11 protein-coding genes and 1 riboswitch are annotated in these 17,377 nt (G+C 42.7%); of the genes, 1 reads left to right on the top strand and 10 read right to left on the bottom strand.

Features of this window, described 5'->3' with window-relative positions; translation table 11 throughout:
- Positions 1 to 17: 17 nt before the first annotated feature.
- The 7 genes from BMX21_RS03645 to pfkA all read right to left on the bottom strand — a co-directional run bounded on the left by BMX21_RS03645 (position 18) and on the right by pfkA (position 7,723).
- Positions 18 to 1,271 (bottom strand): MFS transporter, encoded by a 1,254-nt coding sequence (locus BMX21_RS03645; RefSeq protein ID WP_092041466.1) that lies wholly within the window; start codon positions 1,269 to 1,271, stop codon positions 18 to 20.
- A 281-nt stretch (positions 1,272 to 1,552) separates the two neighbouring features.
- Entirely contained in the window at positions 1,553 to 2,485 is a 933-nt protein-coding gene (locus BMX21_RS03640) for an SPFH domain-containing protein (protein WP_022753842.1), read from the bottom strand.
- An 11-nt stretch (positions 2,486 to 2,496) separates the two neighbouring features.
- A complete protein-coding gene (locus BMX21_RS03635) occupies positions 2,497 to 2,943 on the bottom strand; it encodes an NfeD family protein (RefSeq protein WP_092041463.1) in 447 nt (148 codons plus the stop codon).
- A 307-nt stretch (positions 2,944 to 3,250) separates the two neighbouring features.
- Positions 3,251 to 4,339, bottom strand: coding sequence for an SH3 domain-containing protein (locus BMX21_RS03630; RefSeq protein ID WP_092041460.1), 1,089 nt, complete (start codon positions 4,337 to 4,339; stop codon positions 3,251 to 3,253).
- A gap of 283 nt (positions 4,340 to 4,622) precedes the next feature.
- Positions 4,623 to 5,417, bottom strand: a complete 795-nt coding sequence (proC, locus tag BMX21_RS03625; RefSeq protein ID WP_022753845.1) for a pyrroline-5-carboxylate reductase — start codon at positions 5,415 to 5,417, stop codon at positions 4,623 to 4,625.
- 98 nt (positions 5,418 to 5,515) lie between these two features.
- A complete protein-coding gene (locus BMX21_RS03620; RefSeq protein ID WP_092041457.1) occupies positions 5,516 to 6,337 on the bottom strand; it encodes a TrmH family RNA methyltransferase in 822 nt (273 codons plus the stop codon).
- Positions 6,338 to 6,754: 417 nt separating this feature from the next.
- Positions 6,755 to 7,723 carry a 6-phosphofructokinase gene (pfkA, locus tag BMX21_RS03615; RefSeq protein WP_022753847.1) on the bottom strand — a complete coding sequence of 323 codons (969 nt, stop codon included), beginning with the start codon at positions 7,721 to 7,723 and terminating at the stop codon, positions 6,755 to 6,757.
- 187 nt (positions 7,724 to 7,910) lie between these two features.
- Here pfkA and BMX21_RS03610 point away from each other — a divergent pair, with 187 nt between their 5' ends.
- A complete protein-coding gene (locus BMX21_RS03610) occupies positions 7,911 to 11,486 on the top strand; it encodes a DNA polymerase III subunit alpha (protein WP_092041454.1) in 3,576 nt (1,191 codons plus the stop codon).
- 138 nt (positions 11,487 to 11,624) lie between these two features.
- Here BMX21_RS03610 and metK read toward each other — a convergent pair whose 3' ends face one another.
- From metK to BMX21_RS03595, 3 genes are all read right to left on the bottom strand, one after another.
- Positions 11,625 to 12,818: a methionine adenosyltransferase gene (gene metK, locus BMX21_RS03605; RefSeq protein ID WP_022757816.1), complete on the bottom strand. Its 1,194-nt coding sequence runs from the start codon at positions 12,816 to 12,818 to the stop codon at positions 11,625 to 11,627.
- Positions 12,819 to 12,918: 100 nt separating this feature from the next.
- Positions 12,919 to 13,025, bottom strand: a riboswitch (SAM riboswitch).
- A gap of 143 nt (positions 13,026 to 13,168) precedes the next feature.
- The gene (locus BMX21_RS03600; protein ID WP_092041452.1) at positions 13,169 to 14,647 is read right to left on the bottom strand and encodes an LA_3659 family protein; all 1,479 of its coding nucleotides are present in this window, start codon (positions 14,645 to 14,647) and stop codon (positions 13,169 to 13,171) included.
- A 17-nt stretch (positions 14,648 to 14,664) separates the two neighbouring features.
- Positions 14,665 to 17,115, bottom strand: a complete 2,451-nt coding sequence (locus tag BMX21_RS03595) for a Tex family protein (protein WP_092041449.1) — start codon at positions 17,113 to 17,115, stop codon at positions 14,665 to 14,667.
- Between the last annotated feature and the right edge of the window lie 262 nt (positions 17,116 to 17,377).

Below are 17,377 nucleotides of genomic sequence, written 5' to 3'. Positions count from 1 at the left end.
TTATTATATCTTCGCCATTATCCATTTCTTCTTTCGATAGCCTTCAATATGAAAATGCTCATAAGTGATAAGATCACTATGCCGCCTCCGACTATTGCAAAGCTTCCCACACTCTTAGCATCTACAAAAGCAGAAAAAGAAAATGATCCTACAGGCATGAACAAGACTGCTACAGTGAAGATGATGCTGAACACCCTTCCAAGGAAGTTCTCGTCAACTGATACCTGAACATGTGACATGAATATAATATTGAAAACTGTTAGTGATATACCAAATATCGCAAAAGGGATAAGGCACAGATACATATTCTGTAAAAGTGCTATTATTGGTTCAGCCAGCATAGCAATACCCGTTCCTGACAAAAACAGTATCATGATATAAACATTATCTTTGAACCTGTCTGCCACTTTAGAGATAACTAAAGATCCAAGTATCCCTCCAACCGCTTCCATAGCAAGAGCTTTACTATAGAAATTATCAAAGATCCCCTTGTACATCACATCCGTATATGGCAGTAACAGATTGTATCCTGCAAGGAAAAAATTAACAAGTGCAGAAAGTATGACCAGAAAGAAGATCTGTCTCTCACTTAAAAGATACTTTATTCCTTCGATAATATCTGTGATCACATTCTGACTGCCCCTTACTTTGGAAGGCGTCTCCACAACTCTTACAAGGCAGCATTCAAGAAGTGCTGATACCAAAAATGTCATAGCATCAAACAAAAGAGCTCCCCTTGTTCCTATCACAGCCACAAGACCTACACTTAGTATAGGCCCCGTAATACCTATGATCTCGCTCCCTGCATGAGCTATTGAATTAAAAAAGCCTATACGATCTTTATAGATCATCTCTCTGACAAGTGATTTATATGTTGGTGAATTAAAGGCATATACAAGAGCCAGCAGAGCATTGGCAGCTATTATTGCCATAGCCATCCTTCCGGAATCAATCAAAAAGCTAAGGACAAAACATATAAGAGCTGCCAGTATATCTGTTATAACGACAAGCCTCTTCCTGTTGCCATTGTCAGCCTTAACTCCGCCCACAAGATTGAATATGATCTGGATTATCGTTTCTGAGCTTTGATACAAGGCCATTACTATAGGCTTTCCGGCAAAAAAGCTTACGATGCTTATACTATTAGCATAGTCGAATACAATATTTCCAAATTTTGAAGTCCAGCTTCCCAGCCAGAGAAGTGCTTCATTCTTTTTTATTCCCTTTTTTATTCCCTTTTTTATTCCCTTTTTTATTCCCTTTTCATTCATACAAAAACCTCCGCCTGCTTGATTTATGCTGAGTATAGCATTGACAGATCGGAAGCTTTTTATGTTTGCATATATGCAATTTTTTATAAAACAAAAAGGTTTCAAGCCAAAGCCTGAAACCTTTTAACAATATCAATATTATTCTTTATATGGAATCATCTTTACATTCCAATATGATAATTCTCGGAATGATCTTCACATCCTAATATAATTATTTCCCGGAATGATCTTTATATCCCAATCTAATCATTTCTTAGAATGATCTTTTTATTCCAGTCTAATCATTTCTTGGAATCATCCTTAACGATCTCTTTGAAAGAGGTTGCAAGTCCTGCAAGACCCTGGATTTCTGAAGGGATGATGATCTTGGTAGCATTGCCGTTAGCAGCCTTTTCAAAAGCCTCCAAAGACTTAATAGTAAGAACTGACTCGTCAGCTCCTGCCTCTTTGATCATACGGATACCTTCTGCATTAGCAGCCTGTACAGCACGGATAGCCTGAGCACGACCTTCTGCTTCGCGGATCTCTTTCTCCTTCTGAGCTTCAGCTGCAAGGATTGTAGCCTGCTTCTTAGCTTCAGCTTCAAGGATCTGTGATTCCTTCTTACCTTCTGCTACAAGGACTGTTGACTTCTTCTCACCTTCTGCACGGAGGATAGCTTCACGTCTCTCACGCTCTGCTTTCATCTGCTTCTCCATCGCATCTCTTATTGCAACAGGAGGGTTGATGTTCTTAAGCTCTACTCTTGTAACCTTGATGCCCCAAGGATCTGTAGCAATATCAAGAAGTGATCTCATCTGAGTATTGATAGTCTCACGGCTTGTAAGTGTCTGGTCGAGTTCCATATCACCTATGATGTTACGAAGTGTTGTAGCTGTGAGAGTCTCAATAGCCATGATCGGATTCTCTACGCGATATGTATAAAGCTTAGGATCTGTGATCATGAAGAATACTACTGAGTCGATCTGCATTGTAACGTTATCTTTTGTGATAACAGGCTGAGGTGGGAAGTCACACACCTGCTCTTTTAAGTTAACTCTCTTGGCAACTCTTTCGAAGAAAGGTACAAGGAAATGAATTCCGGCTTTCCAGGTACATTTGTAAGTACCAAGGTTCTCAATTACATATTCATAAGACTGTGGAACGATCTTAAAGCATGATGCTAAAAGAATTACGATGATGATTAAAATAATAGCAATTACTATTCCTGTCATAGTTCTCCTCCTTAATTTGTGTTTGCTTTTTCTACTATAAGTTTTACACCGTCGATAGCTTTTATTATAACAGTTTGTCCGGCGGATATCTTAACTTCGTCAAAAGTTGATCTTGCAGACCAGTCCATACCTTCAACATTGACCTGGCCTAATCCTTGCTGATTGTCTATATCAGATGTTACTCTTGCATGCTTGCCTACAAGGCTTCCAGCATTGGTCTCAACCGTCTTATTACCAAAATGCTCTTTGGCGATAGGTCTTATCACTGCCATGATAAGAGCTGATACGATCGTAAAAGCAACTACCTGAGCAAATATCGGAACTCCTATCTGAGCCATAACAGCTGCAACAAGGCACCCAAAAGCAAACCAGATACTGACAAGAGATGCTGTTGCCGCTTCAACTATGATACATACAAGAAGCAGTACCAGCCAGACAACAACCATATTTATCTCCATGCAAAACTCCTTTCTCCCAAAAGACAGCTTCAGGAATCTCTCTGTTTTTCTATAGTATACCCTAAACTGCCCTTATGATAAATATATAACAAGTCAGTTTTAGCATATTCTAATTTGCTCTTTTCGCACATTAGATATCTAAAATATACAATCAATCCAAATAGTAGACTATGTCAAATGCTTATATACTAAAGCTACCTGGATTGGCCTGCATACAAGTGAGAGTTATATAAAAACTCCCCTGCCATCATCTTAGCAGGAGAGCCATGATCCGTCGCTTATGTAGCATCCGGATAAATATTTAGTTTTACCAGAATACGTGATCCTGTATTACGTAACCACCGTCGTGGTGACCTACACGCTTAAAATGGGTAGCTCCGCCTACGGTAGTCTCACCGTTGATAGCAGCCTGCGCTGCCTGCATACAGCTATCGCTTATCTTGCCACTATTATAGACCTCAGCCACTTTGCCGTTAAGGGCAGGTGTGAACTGGCCTGAAGCGTAGATAACGTCATATATTGTATTAGGATATGCAGCACTCTTGACGCGGTTCATAACAACTGCTCCGACGCCTACCTTGCCTTCATATGGCTGGTTGCCTGCCTCGCACTGAATAAGCGCAGCAAGGAGCTTAACTTCGTCGCCATCTGCCTGTACAGCTTCACGCTGACGTGTCATCTCGGCCTTCTTGGCTTCCTCTTCACGAAGCTTGATAGCAGCAAGAGTCTCTCCGGCATCAAGTCTGAAATCCGTAGTTACATATTTAGCCTGTACATAGCCTTCTTCATCGTCGTATTCAACGCTGATCCAGCCATTTCCAAGATCTTCGATTATATCCAGCTGATCGCCCTTTGTTATAACTCCAAGAGAATCTGAAGAAGTAGTTGCCTCACTTCTTACATAAAGAGCATTGGTAGTTACAGTTATGACTTCACTTCCAACTTCAGAAGCAAGCTCTTTGGCATCCTCACCAAAGAGAAGATAATCATCATCTGCCCATCCTACCAGATCACCTGATTCTATTTTAGTCCATCCGTCCTTCTGTTCCAGAATGCGTCCGCCACAGTCCTTATAAAGTACTCCGGCTTTCTCCGCACTATCGCTCGGTTCGGTTCTGACATTTAGTGTCTTACTGACATTGGCCATGACCAGATCTGAGCTGTACCCTGCGACATATGATGTACCTGCACCATCTGTCTTCTCTGCGTTCTCCTGAATAGCTTGTGCTGATTCCTGCGCTTTTTCAATTTCATCCTGATCATCTTCATCGGATGCACCAATCACAGAAGCTACACCAACCCCACCGGCCTTAGCTGTTATTCCCAAATCGGGTGTGAGCATTAAAGCTGCCAGCAAAAGGCTCGTGAGAAGAACACTCGCTCTCTTCTTTTTCATAAGCTTTGTCCCTCTTATGGATTTTTTGTTAATTTTCTTTTAAAAATCCACAAGAGACATCTTAACATTTGGACACAGCTTTGTCAAATCGAGAGTTCCCGCACAATGGCTTCCAATCTGGATTTGTCTTGATTTCAAAGGGTTTTGTGGGCCATTTTCCAATAATATAGTTAAAGGTTTTTATGTAGTTATATTACCATTTTTTAGAATTATTAAGACCGGCTTAATTTGTATTCTCTTTATTTTCAGCCGAACAAGTCAGTACACTAGGGAGCTATACATATTATAACTGCTTAGTCTTATCTATGCAGGCCTTGATAGCATCGATCACAGCACCTCTGAATCCCTTCTCTTCAAGGACTCTAACTGCTGCTATCGTAGTACCACCGGGTGAACATACCATATCTTTGAGTTCTCCGGGGTGCTTGCCGGTCTCAAGTACCATCTTGGCACTTCCAAGAAGGGACTGTGCAGCAAACTGATAAGCCTGCTTCCTTGGCATTCCGCCTTCTACGGCTGCATCAGCCATTGCCTCTATGAACATGAATGCATATGCAGGGCTTGATCCGCTGACACCACCTACTACGTCCATAAGATTCTCATTGACAACACTTGCCTGTCCGAAGCTTTCGAATATAGTCATGGCAAATGCAAGCTCTTCATCAGATACAAGCTCGTTACGACAAACCGCTGTACATCCTTCGCCTACAAGGGCAGGTGTATTAGGCATAACACGGATAAGCTTGACCCTCTTTTCAAAAGCGCCTTCGATCCATTTAAGAGTCTTACCTGCAGCAATAGATATCACAAGCTTGTCTTCATCAACATCATCCATTATCTCAGCGATGACCTGAGTGAAGTACTGAGGCTTAACCGCAAGGATTATAACATCTGCTTCCTTTGCTACCTTGCGATTGGAATCTCTTGTCTGAATCCCGAATTTCTCGCTTACTTTCTCGCAGGTCTTCTTAGTAGCAGCTGAACCGATTATATCTTCACAGGATACGATATCCTTCTTTAAGATGCCACCAATCATGGCCTTAGCCATATTTCCAAGTCCGATAAAACCTATAACCATTGCTTGCCTCCTTATATACCTTTTGTATTAACTTAATCCCGGTTGTTTTTACTTATGACTATTGCCATCTCTGTAATACAACCGGGCAGTTTTCTTATTTAACCAATTCGTCTCTGCCTTGCTGCTTCAAATCCAAGTAGTGCTGCAGATGTTGCCGCATTCATGGACTCCACCTGACCCAGCATAGGTATCAGCAGATACTCATCTGCCGCATCTGCGATTTCTTTACTAAGGCCATTACCTTCATTACCTATAAGAAATGCTGTTCCTTTTGTATAATCAAGCTCGTCGTAGTTTTTAGTGCCCTTAAGATGAGCAGCATAGCTTACGATGCCTTTATCTTTCAACATATTTATAGTTCCAAGAAGATCGTCTGTATACCTGAAAGGTTGACGGAATATAGCTCCCATCGTGGATCTTACAACTTTAGAGTTGTATACATCAGCGCAGTCGCTGCTCATATATATACCGGTAACGCCGGCTCCTTCAGCACTTCTAAAGATCGTGCCAAGGTTTCCAGGATCCTGAATGCCTTCAAGAATCAGAATCATAGGTGCCTGCCCTGTACTTGATCCATCTCTGTTTTTGGCTGAAACGAAGAGGTCATTATCTTCGTATTCAAGCTGCTTAACAAGAGAAAGAATCCCCTGCGGCGCCTTGGTATCAGACATCTTCTTGAACACCTGATCCGTCACCACTTCATATCCATTAGGAAGACTCATCAAATATTCTTTATCACTTCCCGATGCCTTATCCAAAAAAGATTCGGACACATATGTCTCAAGAATAAGCTCCGCCGGTATCTCCACCTGCATCCTTATTCCTTCAACAATAAAAACTTTATCCTCTTTCCGAAGACGATTCTTGGCATTATATGCTACTATTCTTTTTACTTTTTCATTAGATGGACTGCTTATCATATGACTCCGTTTAAAAATTTTTAAACTATCCGTTTTCATGGATACAGCTTATTTCAAAATACTATTTCATTAATATAATATCTTATTATCTCAAACCGCGCACACATATTATGCTGCTTACGCGTTGAAGATTCCTGAGGACTGGCAGTTTATAAATGATTTTTGTGTCTTAAAAAGAATTTCCAACTTCAAGAGCTTGATAGATGAAATAATATATTCTGCAAGGGATCCACATGTCTGAGCGAAGCGAGTTTTGATCACGGAATATATTATTTCAGATATCATGCCTTGAAGTTGAAATCCTTTTTGACACAATAATCATTTATAAACTGCCAGCCCTCAGGAATCCCCCCGATAACCCCATATTCACAAAAGACACCGGATTGCTCCGGTGTCCTGAAGTTTTAAACATAAATATTAGAGGATTCTTGCTATCTGATACATGTACTCGTCGATTGACTTCTCCATGTTAAGAGCTTCCTCGATATCGAAATCCTGGAACTTACCATCACGATATCCGACAACTCTATTGGTCTTACCCTGAGTCATGATATCTGCTGCGTATGCACCCATCATAGAAGCGTATACACGGTCCTTACATGTAGGTGAACCACCACGCTGCATGTAACCAAGGATAGTAGCTCTTGTCTCAATACCTGTAGCTGCCTCGATACGACGAGCCATAGATGTTGAATGTCCGATACCCTCAGCATTGATGATGATGTGGTGAGTCTTACCTCTCTTACGGTTGTCGATGATGTTGTCGATAACCTTCTGCTCGTTGAAGTCATATTTCTCAGGAATGAGAATATCATCACCGCCGTTAGCGATAGAACACCAAAGTGCGATATAACCTGCGTGACGACCCATAACCTCGATGATAGAGCATCTCTCATGTGAAGATGATGTATCACGAACCTTATCGATAGCCTGCATAGCTGTGTTGATAGCTGTATCGAAACCGATAGTATAATCTGTACATGAGATATCCAGGTCGATAGTACCCGGTATACCGATTGTATTGATGCCGTGCTGTGAAAGCTTCTGAGCACCTCTGTAAGATCCGTCACCGCCTATTACGATGACACCGTCGATACCATACTGGTGGCAGATCTCAACTGCCTTCTGCTGACCTTCCTCAGTCTTGAACTCCATACATCTGGCAGTTCCGAGGACTGTACCACCTCTCTGGATGATATCTGAAACAGAATGACGGTCCATATCTATGAACTCTTCATTAAGAAGTCCCTGATAACCTTTTTTGATTCCAACTACCTGAAGTCCGTTTGCGATTGATTTACGTACTACTGCTCTTATGGCAGCATTCATACCCGGAGCATCACCACCGCTGGTAAGTACGCCAATCTTCTTAATCTCTTTTGCCATAATCCATGCTTCCTTTCAATACTTCCTAGCCAATTTCTTTTAGAAGTTTGACAAAAAAATATCAATATAAATTCCAAAAAATACTTCTTTATAAGTTTATCGCAACAAGGTTCTTCTTGCAATGAAAAACTCAAAAATATGTTATGATTATACCATTAGGTCTACAAGTAGCTAATGGGAGATTTATATGGCATTTACACATCTGCACGTCCACACTGAATATTCGCTTTTGGACGGGGCCAACAAGATAACTGAATATGTAAAAAGATTAAAAGAGCTAGGCATGAGCGCCGGTGCCATCACAGACCACGGCGTCATGTACGGCGTTATAGATTTCTATAAAGAAGCAAGAGCAAACGGCATAAAGCCGATCATAGGATGCGAGGTATATGTAGCTCCGGGATCACGTTTTGACAAGGATACTTCAAGCGAAGACAGATACTTCCACTTGATCCTTCTGGCAGAGAATAACAAAGGCTATGAGAACCTGTCGCATATCGTAAGCAGAGGTTTTACAGAAGGCTATTATTATAAGCCCCGAGTTGATATAGAGCTTCTAAAGCAGTACCACGAAGGCATCATATGCCTGTCTGCCTGCCTTGCAGGTGCTATCCCAAGGGCCATCACATCAGGCAACTATGAAAAGGCTGTAGAAATTGCCAAAGAGTATGACGATATCTTCGGGCACGGCAACTTCTTCCTTGAGATGCAGGATCACGGAATCCCGGAGCAGGCAGATGTCAACAATGCTCTACTTCGTATGTCAAGGCAGCTGGACATCCCACTTGTTGCAACCAACGACTGCCACTATACAAGATCTGAAGACGCTGCTGCTCAGGACGTACTTTTGTGCATACAGACGCAGCGCAAGGTATCTGACGAAGACCGTATGAGGATGAGCGGCAAGCCTGACTACTATGTTAAGAGCGAAGACGAGATGAGAGCCCTCTTCCCATACGCTCAGGAAGCTATAGATAACACACAGATAATAGCTGACAGATGTAACGTCGAGATAGAGTTCGGTGTAACCAAGCTCCCACATTTCGATGTACCGGAAGGCTACGATTCATGGACATACCTTAATAAGCTCTGTGATGACGGATTAAAAGAAAGATATCCTGATGACGACGGAACAGTCAGAAAGCAGCTTGACTACGAGCTGTCTGTCATCAAGAAGATGGGCTATGTTGATTACTTCCTCATTGTATGGGACTACATCAACTGGTCAAGAGAGCATGACATCGCGGTAGGCCCGGGAAGAGGCTCCGCCGCAGGATCTGTCGTATCCTACTGCATGCATATAACTAATATAGACCCTGTTAAGTATGATCTTCTCTTCGAAAGATTCCTTAACCCGGAACGTGTCAGCATGCCTGATATAGATGTGGACTTCGAATATACACGCCGCCAAGACGTTATAGATCATGTGACAAGAAAGTATGGCAAAGATAAAGTAGTCCAGATCATAACATTTGGAACCATGGCTGCAAGAGGCGTAATCAAAGACGTCGCAAGAGCTATGGATATCCCTTATGCCTATGCTGATACCCTGTCCAAAATGGTTCCTATGGAGCTTAAGATAACACTTGATAAAGCTCTTGAGATGAATCCTGAACTTAGAAAAGAATACGAAGAAAACGACCAGGCTCATGACCTTCTTGAAATGTGCAGAAAACTTGAAGGCCTTCCAAGGCATACTTCGATCCATGCTGCAGGCGTAGTTATCTGCTCCAAAAATGCCGAAGACCTGATCCCTCTTTCAAGATCAGCCGAAGGTTCCATAACAACTCAGTTCACGATGACTACCATCGAAGAGCTGGGCCTTCTTAAGATGGACTTTCTGGGGCTTCGAACCCTAACTGTAATAAAAGATGCAGTTAATGCAGCCAACGCTTCTATTGGAGCCCAAAAAGGTGATAAGAATTATATAGATATCGACAACATAGACTACAACGATCCCAAGGTCCTTGCATCTATAGGAAGCGGTCATGCAGATGGTATCTTCCAGCTGGAATCTGGCGGCATGCAGTCATTCATGAAGGAACTAAAGCCAAGATCACTTGAAGATGTCATAGCCGGTATATCCCTATTTCGCCCGGGTCCGATGGATTTCATTCCTAAATATATCCAGGGCAAAAACGACCAGTCATCCATAACCTATGACACTCCTGAGCTTGAATCCATCTTAAAGCCAACTTACGGATGTATCGTCTATCAGGAGCAGGTAATGCAGATAGTACAGCAGCTTGGAGGTTATACTCTGGGACGAGCAGACCTTGTAAGACGTGCCATGAGTAAGAAGAAGCAGCATGTCATGGAAGTTGAAAGGAACAACTTCGTAAACGGCAATCCCGAAGAAGGGGTTCCCGGATGTGCTTCAAAAGGTATATCTACAGATGTTGCCAACAAGATTTACGACTCCATGATGGACTTTGCCAAATATGCATTTAACAAGTCCCATGCCGCCTGCTACGCAGTTGTAGCCATGCAGACAGCCTGGCTCAAATACTACTATCCTGTAGAATTTATGGCATCCCTTATGACATCAGTAATAGACGTACCTTCCAAGGTTTCGTATTACATATCCGTATGCCACTCTATGGGAATAGAAATCCTTGCTCCTGATATTAACCAGGGAGAAGTGGGATTCTCAGTTTGTACCTACGAGGATACAGATGAAAGTGCCACCTCTTCGACTAAGAACGCTGCATCCCCTAATGAAGAGCATTCCTCTAAAGCTATGAACGTGGCCTCTTTAGACAACCACAAGCACAAGGCGATATTATACGCTCTTACCGCAATCAAATCAGTCGGAACTCCTGTCATAGAAGCTGTAGTAGCAGAAAGACACTTAAACGGCAAGTTCAGAAGCCTTAATGACTTCCTCACAAGGATGTCCGGTGATGGCCAGATGAATAAGAGAGCCGTAGAAGCTTTCATCAAGTCCGGCGCCCTTGACTGCCTCGGAGGAACAAGACGCCAGTACATGTATGTATACATGCAGATCATGGACTCCCTCCATAACAACAAGAACACAATGGCAGGTCAGATGTCGCTTTTTGATTTTGCAGCACCTGAAGAAAAGCACCAGTTCGAGATACCGCTTCCTGATGTAGGCGAGTTTGATAAGGAAGAGCTCCTTAATTTTGAAAAAGAAGTCCTGGGCTTTTATGTAAGTGGTCACCCGCTTGAAGCCTATGCCTCTTTTATGAAAAAACACTCTACAAACCTCACAACAGATTTCTATCTCGATGAGGAAACAGGAACACCTAAAGTTACAGAAGGACAAAAGGTAACTCTTGCCGGCATGGTCACAGACAGAAGGACTAAGTATACCAAAAATGATAAAATGATGGCATTCGTAACACTCGAAGATCTGACAGGCGCTGTAGAAGTCATAGTATTCCCTAAGATCTATGAGCGTGCTGCCATGAAGCTATCAGAAGATGCCCACGTAATAATCGAAGGCCATGTATCCGTCGAAGATGAAAAAGACGCCAAACTCATGGCTGACAAAGTCATGACCTTTGAAGAGATCCCACGAACAGTATGGGTTCAGTTTGCAAACAGGGAAGCTTTTGATATAAGCGAAAAAGAAATGCTCAGCATCATAGAAGGTCACGGCGGTAAAGATTCTATAATCGCCTACCTCAAAGACACCAAACAGATGAAGAAATATCCCGGCATCAAATTCAATGCGGGAGAAGAAGTCATGACCATGCTGCAGGATAAATTTGGAAGTGAAAATGTACAGATGACATAAGGGTTTGACGGGACTTTTGACACCTGCCTTATACTATTAGCAGTTAATGAAAGCGTCCCCCTTAAGGAAAATCAGATCCTTAAGGGGGACGCTTTTTATATTATTACATTTTTTTATTTCTATTTTTAATCAAGCTGATCATGCATTAACTGCTGCCTTGAGCTCTTCTACCTTATCAGTCTGCTCCCAAGGAAGATTAAGGTCGTTACGTCCGAAGTGGCCGTAAGCTGCTGTCTGCTTGTAGATTGGACGGCGAAGGTCGAGCATCTTGATGATTCCAGCAGGACGAAGGTCGAATACCTTACGAACAGCCTCTGTAAGCTTCTCATTAGAAACCTTACCTGTTCCGAATGTATCTACAAGAACAGATGTAGGCTGTGCTACACCGATAGCATATGAAAGCTGGATCTCAGCCTTGTCTGCAAGACCTGCTGCTACGATATTCTTAGCAACGTATCTTGCTGCATATGCTGCGCTGCGGTCAACCTTAGTGCAGTCCTTACCAGAGAAAGCACCGCCGCCGTGACGAGCTGCTCCGCCATAAGTATCAACAATGATCTTACGACCTGTAAGACCGGCATCACCCTGAGGTCCGCCGATTACAAAACGTCCTGTAGGATTGATATAGATCTTGGTGTTAGCATCAACCATAGCTGCATCAACAACTGCGTCGATAACATACTTCTTGATATCAGCGTGGATTTGTTCCTGGGTAACCTTTTCATCATGCTGAGTTGAGATAACGATAGCTTCAAGTCTCTTAACCTTACCATTCTCATCATACTCAACAGATACCTGGCTCTTACCATCTGCTCTAAGGTAATCAAGTGTTCCGTTCTTTCTAACTTCTGTAAGCTTCTTGGTAAGCTTGTGTGCAAGGCTGATAGCGTATGGCATGTATTCTTCTGTCTCGTTTGTAGCATAACCGAACATCATACCCTGATCTCCGGCACCGATAGCTTCAAGCTGCTCATCTGTCATCTGGTTCTCTTTAGCTTCAAGAGCCTTATCAACACCCATAGCGATATCAGCTGACTGCTGATCAAGTGCTACAAGTACAGCACATGTGTTACCATCAAAGCCCTTAGCTGAGCTGTCATAACCGATCTCGCAGATTGTCTCTCTAGCGATCTTGGCATAGTCAACTACTGCCTTAGTTGTGATCTCACCAGTGATGAGAACGAAACCTGTGCATGTTGCTGTCTCGCAAGCTACACGGCTCATAGGATCCTGTGCTATGCAGGCATCAAGGATAGCATCAGAGATGTTATCACAGATTTTATCCGGATGTCCTTCTGTAACTGACTCGGAAGTGAAAATAAACTTATCCATTAGTTTTCCTTTCTGTGTGTAAACACACCGCGCTATTTAGCGCACAAAAAATCCGCTTGTTGCGTGCACAAACAAGCGGAACTGATATTGGTCTCAGATCCTCTTATTGCTCGTAATTTGCACGCTCAGGTTGGCACCTTCCTGATATGATCAAGGGGTTGCCGTGGCTTCACAGGTCCTATGTACCTCCACCACTCTGAATAAGAGAATTAAAAATATGTGTGAATAACTTATTCTTAGTCATTCACACATATAGTACAATACATTTTCTTATATATCAATAGACAATTTTCCGTTTTTATCCATTCAATCAGATCTATCACTATATATTTTATACATATTACGTGATATCACTGCGTGTTTTCTCCATCACCAGATCCTTTTTGCCCATCGCCTTCTGATCCGCCATCGCCTTCTGATCCGCCATCTCCTTCACCATTATCTTCGGGAGTAGCTTCAGGTACAGCATTGTCCTCCGGAAGTGCATCCTGTGATCCGCTATCCTGAGTATTATCTGCAGGTTCACTCTGTTCCGAAGTACTTGTATCCGGAGTGCTCTGTTCTTCTGACTTCTTGTTGGTAACCCAGCGGTAGAAGAATGCATGGTTACCTATCATGGTATATTCACTGATCCCGTAATAGTCAGCCCAATACTGGGTCATGAAGAAGAGATAGTCGCCCACACGGGCTCCGCCCAGAACTTCCTGAGCTGCCTGAATGCAGGTGGAATTGGGACCAGCCGATATGATAAGTTCAACCTTACCTGACCTGTAGGATGCGAACTGATTGGTCTGGGTTATAACACTTACAATATCATTAGGGAATGCCGAACTCTTAACCCTGTTCATGATAACAGAGCCTACAGCAAGCTTACCCGTATAGGACTCGCCTCCTGCTTCTGCCTGTATTGTTGCAGCAAGCCATTCAAGCTCTGATGCAGAAGCGCTGTATGAACCTGATGTATCTTCCTTGGTAAGAGCAAGTCTTTCTGCTATCTGCTTGGCAAGTTCTGCCTGAGCAGCTGCTGTCTGGGATTCAAGGGACTTCATCTTTTCATCAAGATCGGATAACTGCTTGTCATAATCATCCAGCTTACTTCTTTCAGAAGAAAGGGTACTGTTGGTAGAAGACAGCTGCCCCATTACCGTATCTGTCAGATCAGCAAGCTCTTCATGCTTTTCATCAAGCTGCGTTTGATATTCATCGAGCTCTGCTTCTTTTTTCTCTATCTCCGCTATCTGCGCAGCTATGCTGTCTACGAGAGCCTGATATTCTTCCATCTTCATCTGGTCGTAGGCTACTATATCATTGATATATTCATATTTGGTCAGGAAGTCCTGAAGTGATGTTGAGTCAAAAAGGATCAAAAGAAGACTTTCATCACCGCCTCTTTCGTATGTCATCTGCATACGCTTTTTAAGGCTTTCATATCGCTCTTTTCTAAGAGTCTCCGCAGCCTGAAGGTCTTCATTTAGTGCAATGATCTGAGCTGAAACTTCTGCCATGGCACTCTCTGTCTCTGTGATCTCAGCGCTGAGCGTTTCAAGCTTGTCAGAATAGTCATCTACAGTATCCTGCAGCTGAGACTTCTGATTCTGAAGAGATGATACATTGTTCTGTGTCTGCTCTTTTTGCTCATTGAGCTCATCTATAGCATTCTGAGTTTCCTGAGTCTGCTTCTCAAGATCAGATATCTTCTCCTGAGTCTTGGCTTCCTCTTCCTGCATGCTGGCAATAGTATCATCCATAGAGCTGCCTTTACTTGCAAAAGACAACTCTGTGAACAAAACTGTTATGATTATTAACGCAGATAAGATTTGTTTTCTCATATCCCTCTATCCAAAGCTTACTTGCTCTGGTTCTTGATCTTCATTGTAAGTCCGATTCTCTGCTTCTTAATATCAACCTCTATAACCTGAACTTCGACGATATCGCCAACGCTCACAGCCTCCAGAGGGTGCTTAATATAGCGGTCTGTGATCTGAGATATATGTACAAGTCCGTCCTGATGCACACCTATATCAACAAAGGCACCGAAATCTACTATGTTACGTACTGTTCCCTTAAGGATCATTCCGGGCTTTAAGTCCTTCATATCCATTACATCTGAGCGAAGGACTGGTGCCGGCATGCTCTCACGAGGGTCACGGCTTGGCTTTTCAAGCTCAGATACGATATCTGTAAGAGTGATCTCACCTATTCCAAGATCTGCTGCAAGCTTAGCCTTATCTCCAAGCTTTGCAGAAAGAGATCCTGCTGTGCCTTTGGAAGATGATACGCTGCTGCCATTATTTGCACTTGCTGATCCGCCTTTTGAACCTGAGCTTTTCTTGTTGTCCGATGATCCATCAGCAACAAATGCTGTGCCAAATGCTGCTGCAAGAGCCGCGCCCATTGCTGTTCCTGTATTTCTTATTACGACTTTATTTTCATTTCTGCGGCGGTTGTCATTCTTAGATCCCTGCTTGGAAGCCTTATTGTCAGAAGCCTTGGCTTTCTGTGCTCCGGGAGCTATGCTCTTTGCTGCCTGCTTCTGAGCTTCTCTGACATCATCCATAGTGATTCCAAGTCTCTCCATGAGCTTTCTGGTAGCTTCATATGTCTCAGGATGAACTGAAGTATCATCAAGAGGATTGTCTCCATCATGGATCCTGAGGAATCCTGCACACTGTTCATAAGCCTTCGGTCCGAGCTTAGGTACATTAAGGAGCTGTTCACGGGATGTGAATCTGCCGTTCTTCTCTCTATACTCAACAATATTCTTGGCAATAGGCTTGCTGATACCTGATATATATGTAAGAAGTGGTGCAGATGCTGTATTAAGATCTACGCCTACCTTGTTAACGCAGTCTTCTACAACTCCGCCAAGTGCTTCTGCGAGCTTCTTCTGGTTCATGTCATGCTGGTACTGACCTACGCCGATAGACTGAGGATCTATCTTAACAAGTTCTGCAAGAGGATCCTGAAGACGTCTTGCTATAGATGCTGCAGACCTCTGGCCTACATCGAACTGAGGGAACTCTTCTGTAGCAAGCTTACTTGCAGAGTATACGGAAGCTCCGGCCTCATTAACTATAACGTACTGAAGATTGGTATCGACCTCTTTGATAAGTTCTACTATAACCTGCTCCGACTCACGGGATGCTGTACCATTACCAACTGAGATAAGGTCTATGCCATACTTCTTGATAAGCTTCTTGAGTTCAAATTTAGCCTCATCTACCTTGTTCTGAGGTGCTGTTGGGAAAATAACCTTAGTATCCAGAACTTTACCTGTAGGATCTACTACTGCAAGCTTACAACCTGTTCTAAAAGCAGGATCCCAGCCAAGTACAGTCTTACCCGCAATAGGTGGCTGCATGAGAAGCTGCTGGAGGTTCTTACCAAATACTGTGATTGCAGAATCCTCAGCTTTTTCTGTAAGTTCATTCCTTATGTCTCTTTCGATAGCAGGAGCTATAAGACGATCATATGCATCCTGACATATCTCTGCTATTACAGGAGATAGAGGAGTCTCTCCATCAGGACTAAGAGTCTTATTAAGGAACATCTGAATCCTGTCTACAGGAGCAGATATCTTAACATTAAGGAATTTCTCTTTTTCTCCTCTATTAAGAGCAAGGACTCTGTGTCCTACGATCTTGCTTACAGGCTCTTCATAAGCATAATACTGCTCATATACACTCTCCGCCTTATCATCCTTGGCAGTAGATGATATAAGGCCTTCCTGCATAGTAGCTTCACGGATATAAGTGCGAACATCTGCATTATCAGACAGTTCCTCTGCGATTATATCCTTGGCACCCTGAAGGGCTTCCTTGACATTCTTGACTTCTTTATCTGCAGGTACATCACCTGATGTGACAAACTCTCCTGCCTTTACTATAAGTTCATCTATAGAGATCTTCTGCTGTCTTATGATATCAGCAAGCTTCTCAAGACCCTTTTCTCTTGCTACGCTTGCCCTTGTCTTTCTCTTAGGTCTATATGGAAGATACAAGTCATCAACAGCTACTATAGTCTCTGCTGCTATGATCTTGTTCTTAAGTTCTTCTGTGAGCTTACCCTGCTCTTCTATGGACGCAAGGACAGTCTGCTTCTTGTCCTCAAGGCCCCTTAAGTATTTGAGCCTCTCATCAAGGTTACGGAGCTGCTCATCGTTAAGTGAACCTGTTACTTCTTTCCTATATCTGGAAATAAAAGGTATGGTATTACCTTCATCGATAAGCTTAATGGCCGCTTCTACCTGCCATTTGTTAACGCCAAGCTCCTGTGTGATTTTAAGTGCGATATCCATCTTGAACCTCCCTGATATGCATGTTAAGCACAATACTTTAAATAGTATATCACAACAAAGGCTCTAACAATAACTTTTAGATAATGTATCCCCTGGCTGTTACTACCATCACTAATATATATGATGCACCTGATGCCAAAAGCTCTTTTGGGTCATTGCACAGTCTATTTTTTAACTTAAAAAAATAATCTTCAGCCGCTAAATAATTATGGCCAAAAACCCGAAATATCTTCTAGTCATTGGGTGTTTCTTTTTCCCAAAA

The organism is Butyrivibrio sp. TB, assembly GCF_900110805.1.
GTDB classification, from domain to species: domain Bacteria; phylum Bacillota; class Clostridia; order Lachnospirales; family Lachnospiraceae; genus Butyrivibrio; species Butyrivibrio fibrisolvens_C.
This window is presented reverse-complemented; position numbering and strand designations above follow the sequence as displayed.

Excerpts from the sequence above, each read along its gene's own strand:
- proC (WP_022753845.1), bottom strand. The coding sequence starts at position 5,417 with ATGGTTATAGGTTTTATCGGACTTGGAAATATGGCTAAGGCCATGATT.
- BMX21_RS03635 (WP_092041463.1), bottom strand. The coding sequence starts at position 2,943 with ATGGAGATAAATATGGTTGTTGTCTGGCTGGTACTGCTTCTTGTATGT.
- BMX21_RS03600 (WP_092041452.1), bottom strand. The coding sequence starts at position 14,647 with ATGAGAAAACAAATCTTATCTGCGTTAATAATCATAACAGTTTTGTTC.
- BMX21_RS03610 (WP_092041454.1), top strand. The coding sequence starts at position 7,911 with ATGGCATTTACACATCTGCACGTCCACACTGAATATTCGCTTTTGGAC.
- BMX21_RS03645 (WP_092041466.1), bottom strand. The coding sequence starts at position 1,271 with ATGAATGAAAAGGGAATAAAAAAGGGAATAAAAAAGGGAATAAAAAAG.
- BMX21_RS03640 (WP_022753842.1), bottom strand. The coding sequence starts at position 2,485 with ATGACAGGAATAGTAATTGCTATTATTTTAATCATCATCGTAATTCTT.
- metK (WP_022757816.1), bottom strand. The coding sequence starts at position 12,818 with ATGGATAAGTTTATTTTCACTTCCGAGTCAGTTACAGAAGGACATCCG.
- BMX21_RS03620 (WP_092041457.1), bottom strand. The coding sequence starts at position 6,337 with ATGATAAGCAGTCCATCTAATGAAAAAGTAAAAAGAATAGTAGCATAT.
- BMX21_RS03630 (WP_092041460.1), bottom strand. The coding sequence starts at position 4,339 with ATGAAAAAGAAGAGAGCGAGTGTTCTTCTCACGAGCCTTTTGCTGGCA.
- BMX21_RS03595 (WP_092041449.1), bottom strand. The coding sequence starts at position 17,115 with ATGGATATCGCACTTAAAATCACACAGGAGCTTGGCGTTAACAAATGG.
- pfkA (WP_022753847.1), bottom strand. The coding sequence starts at position 7,723 with ATGGCAAAAGAGATTAAGAAGATTGGCGTACTTACCAGCGGTGGTGAT.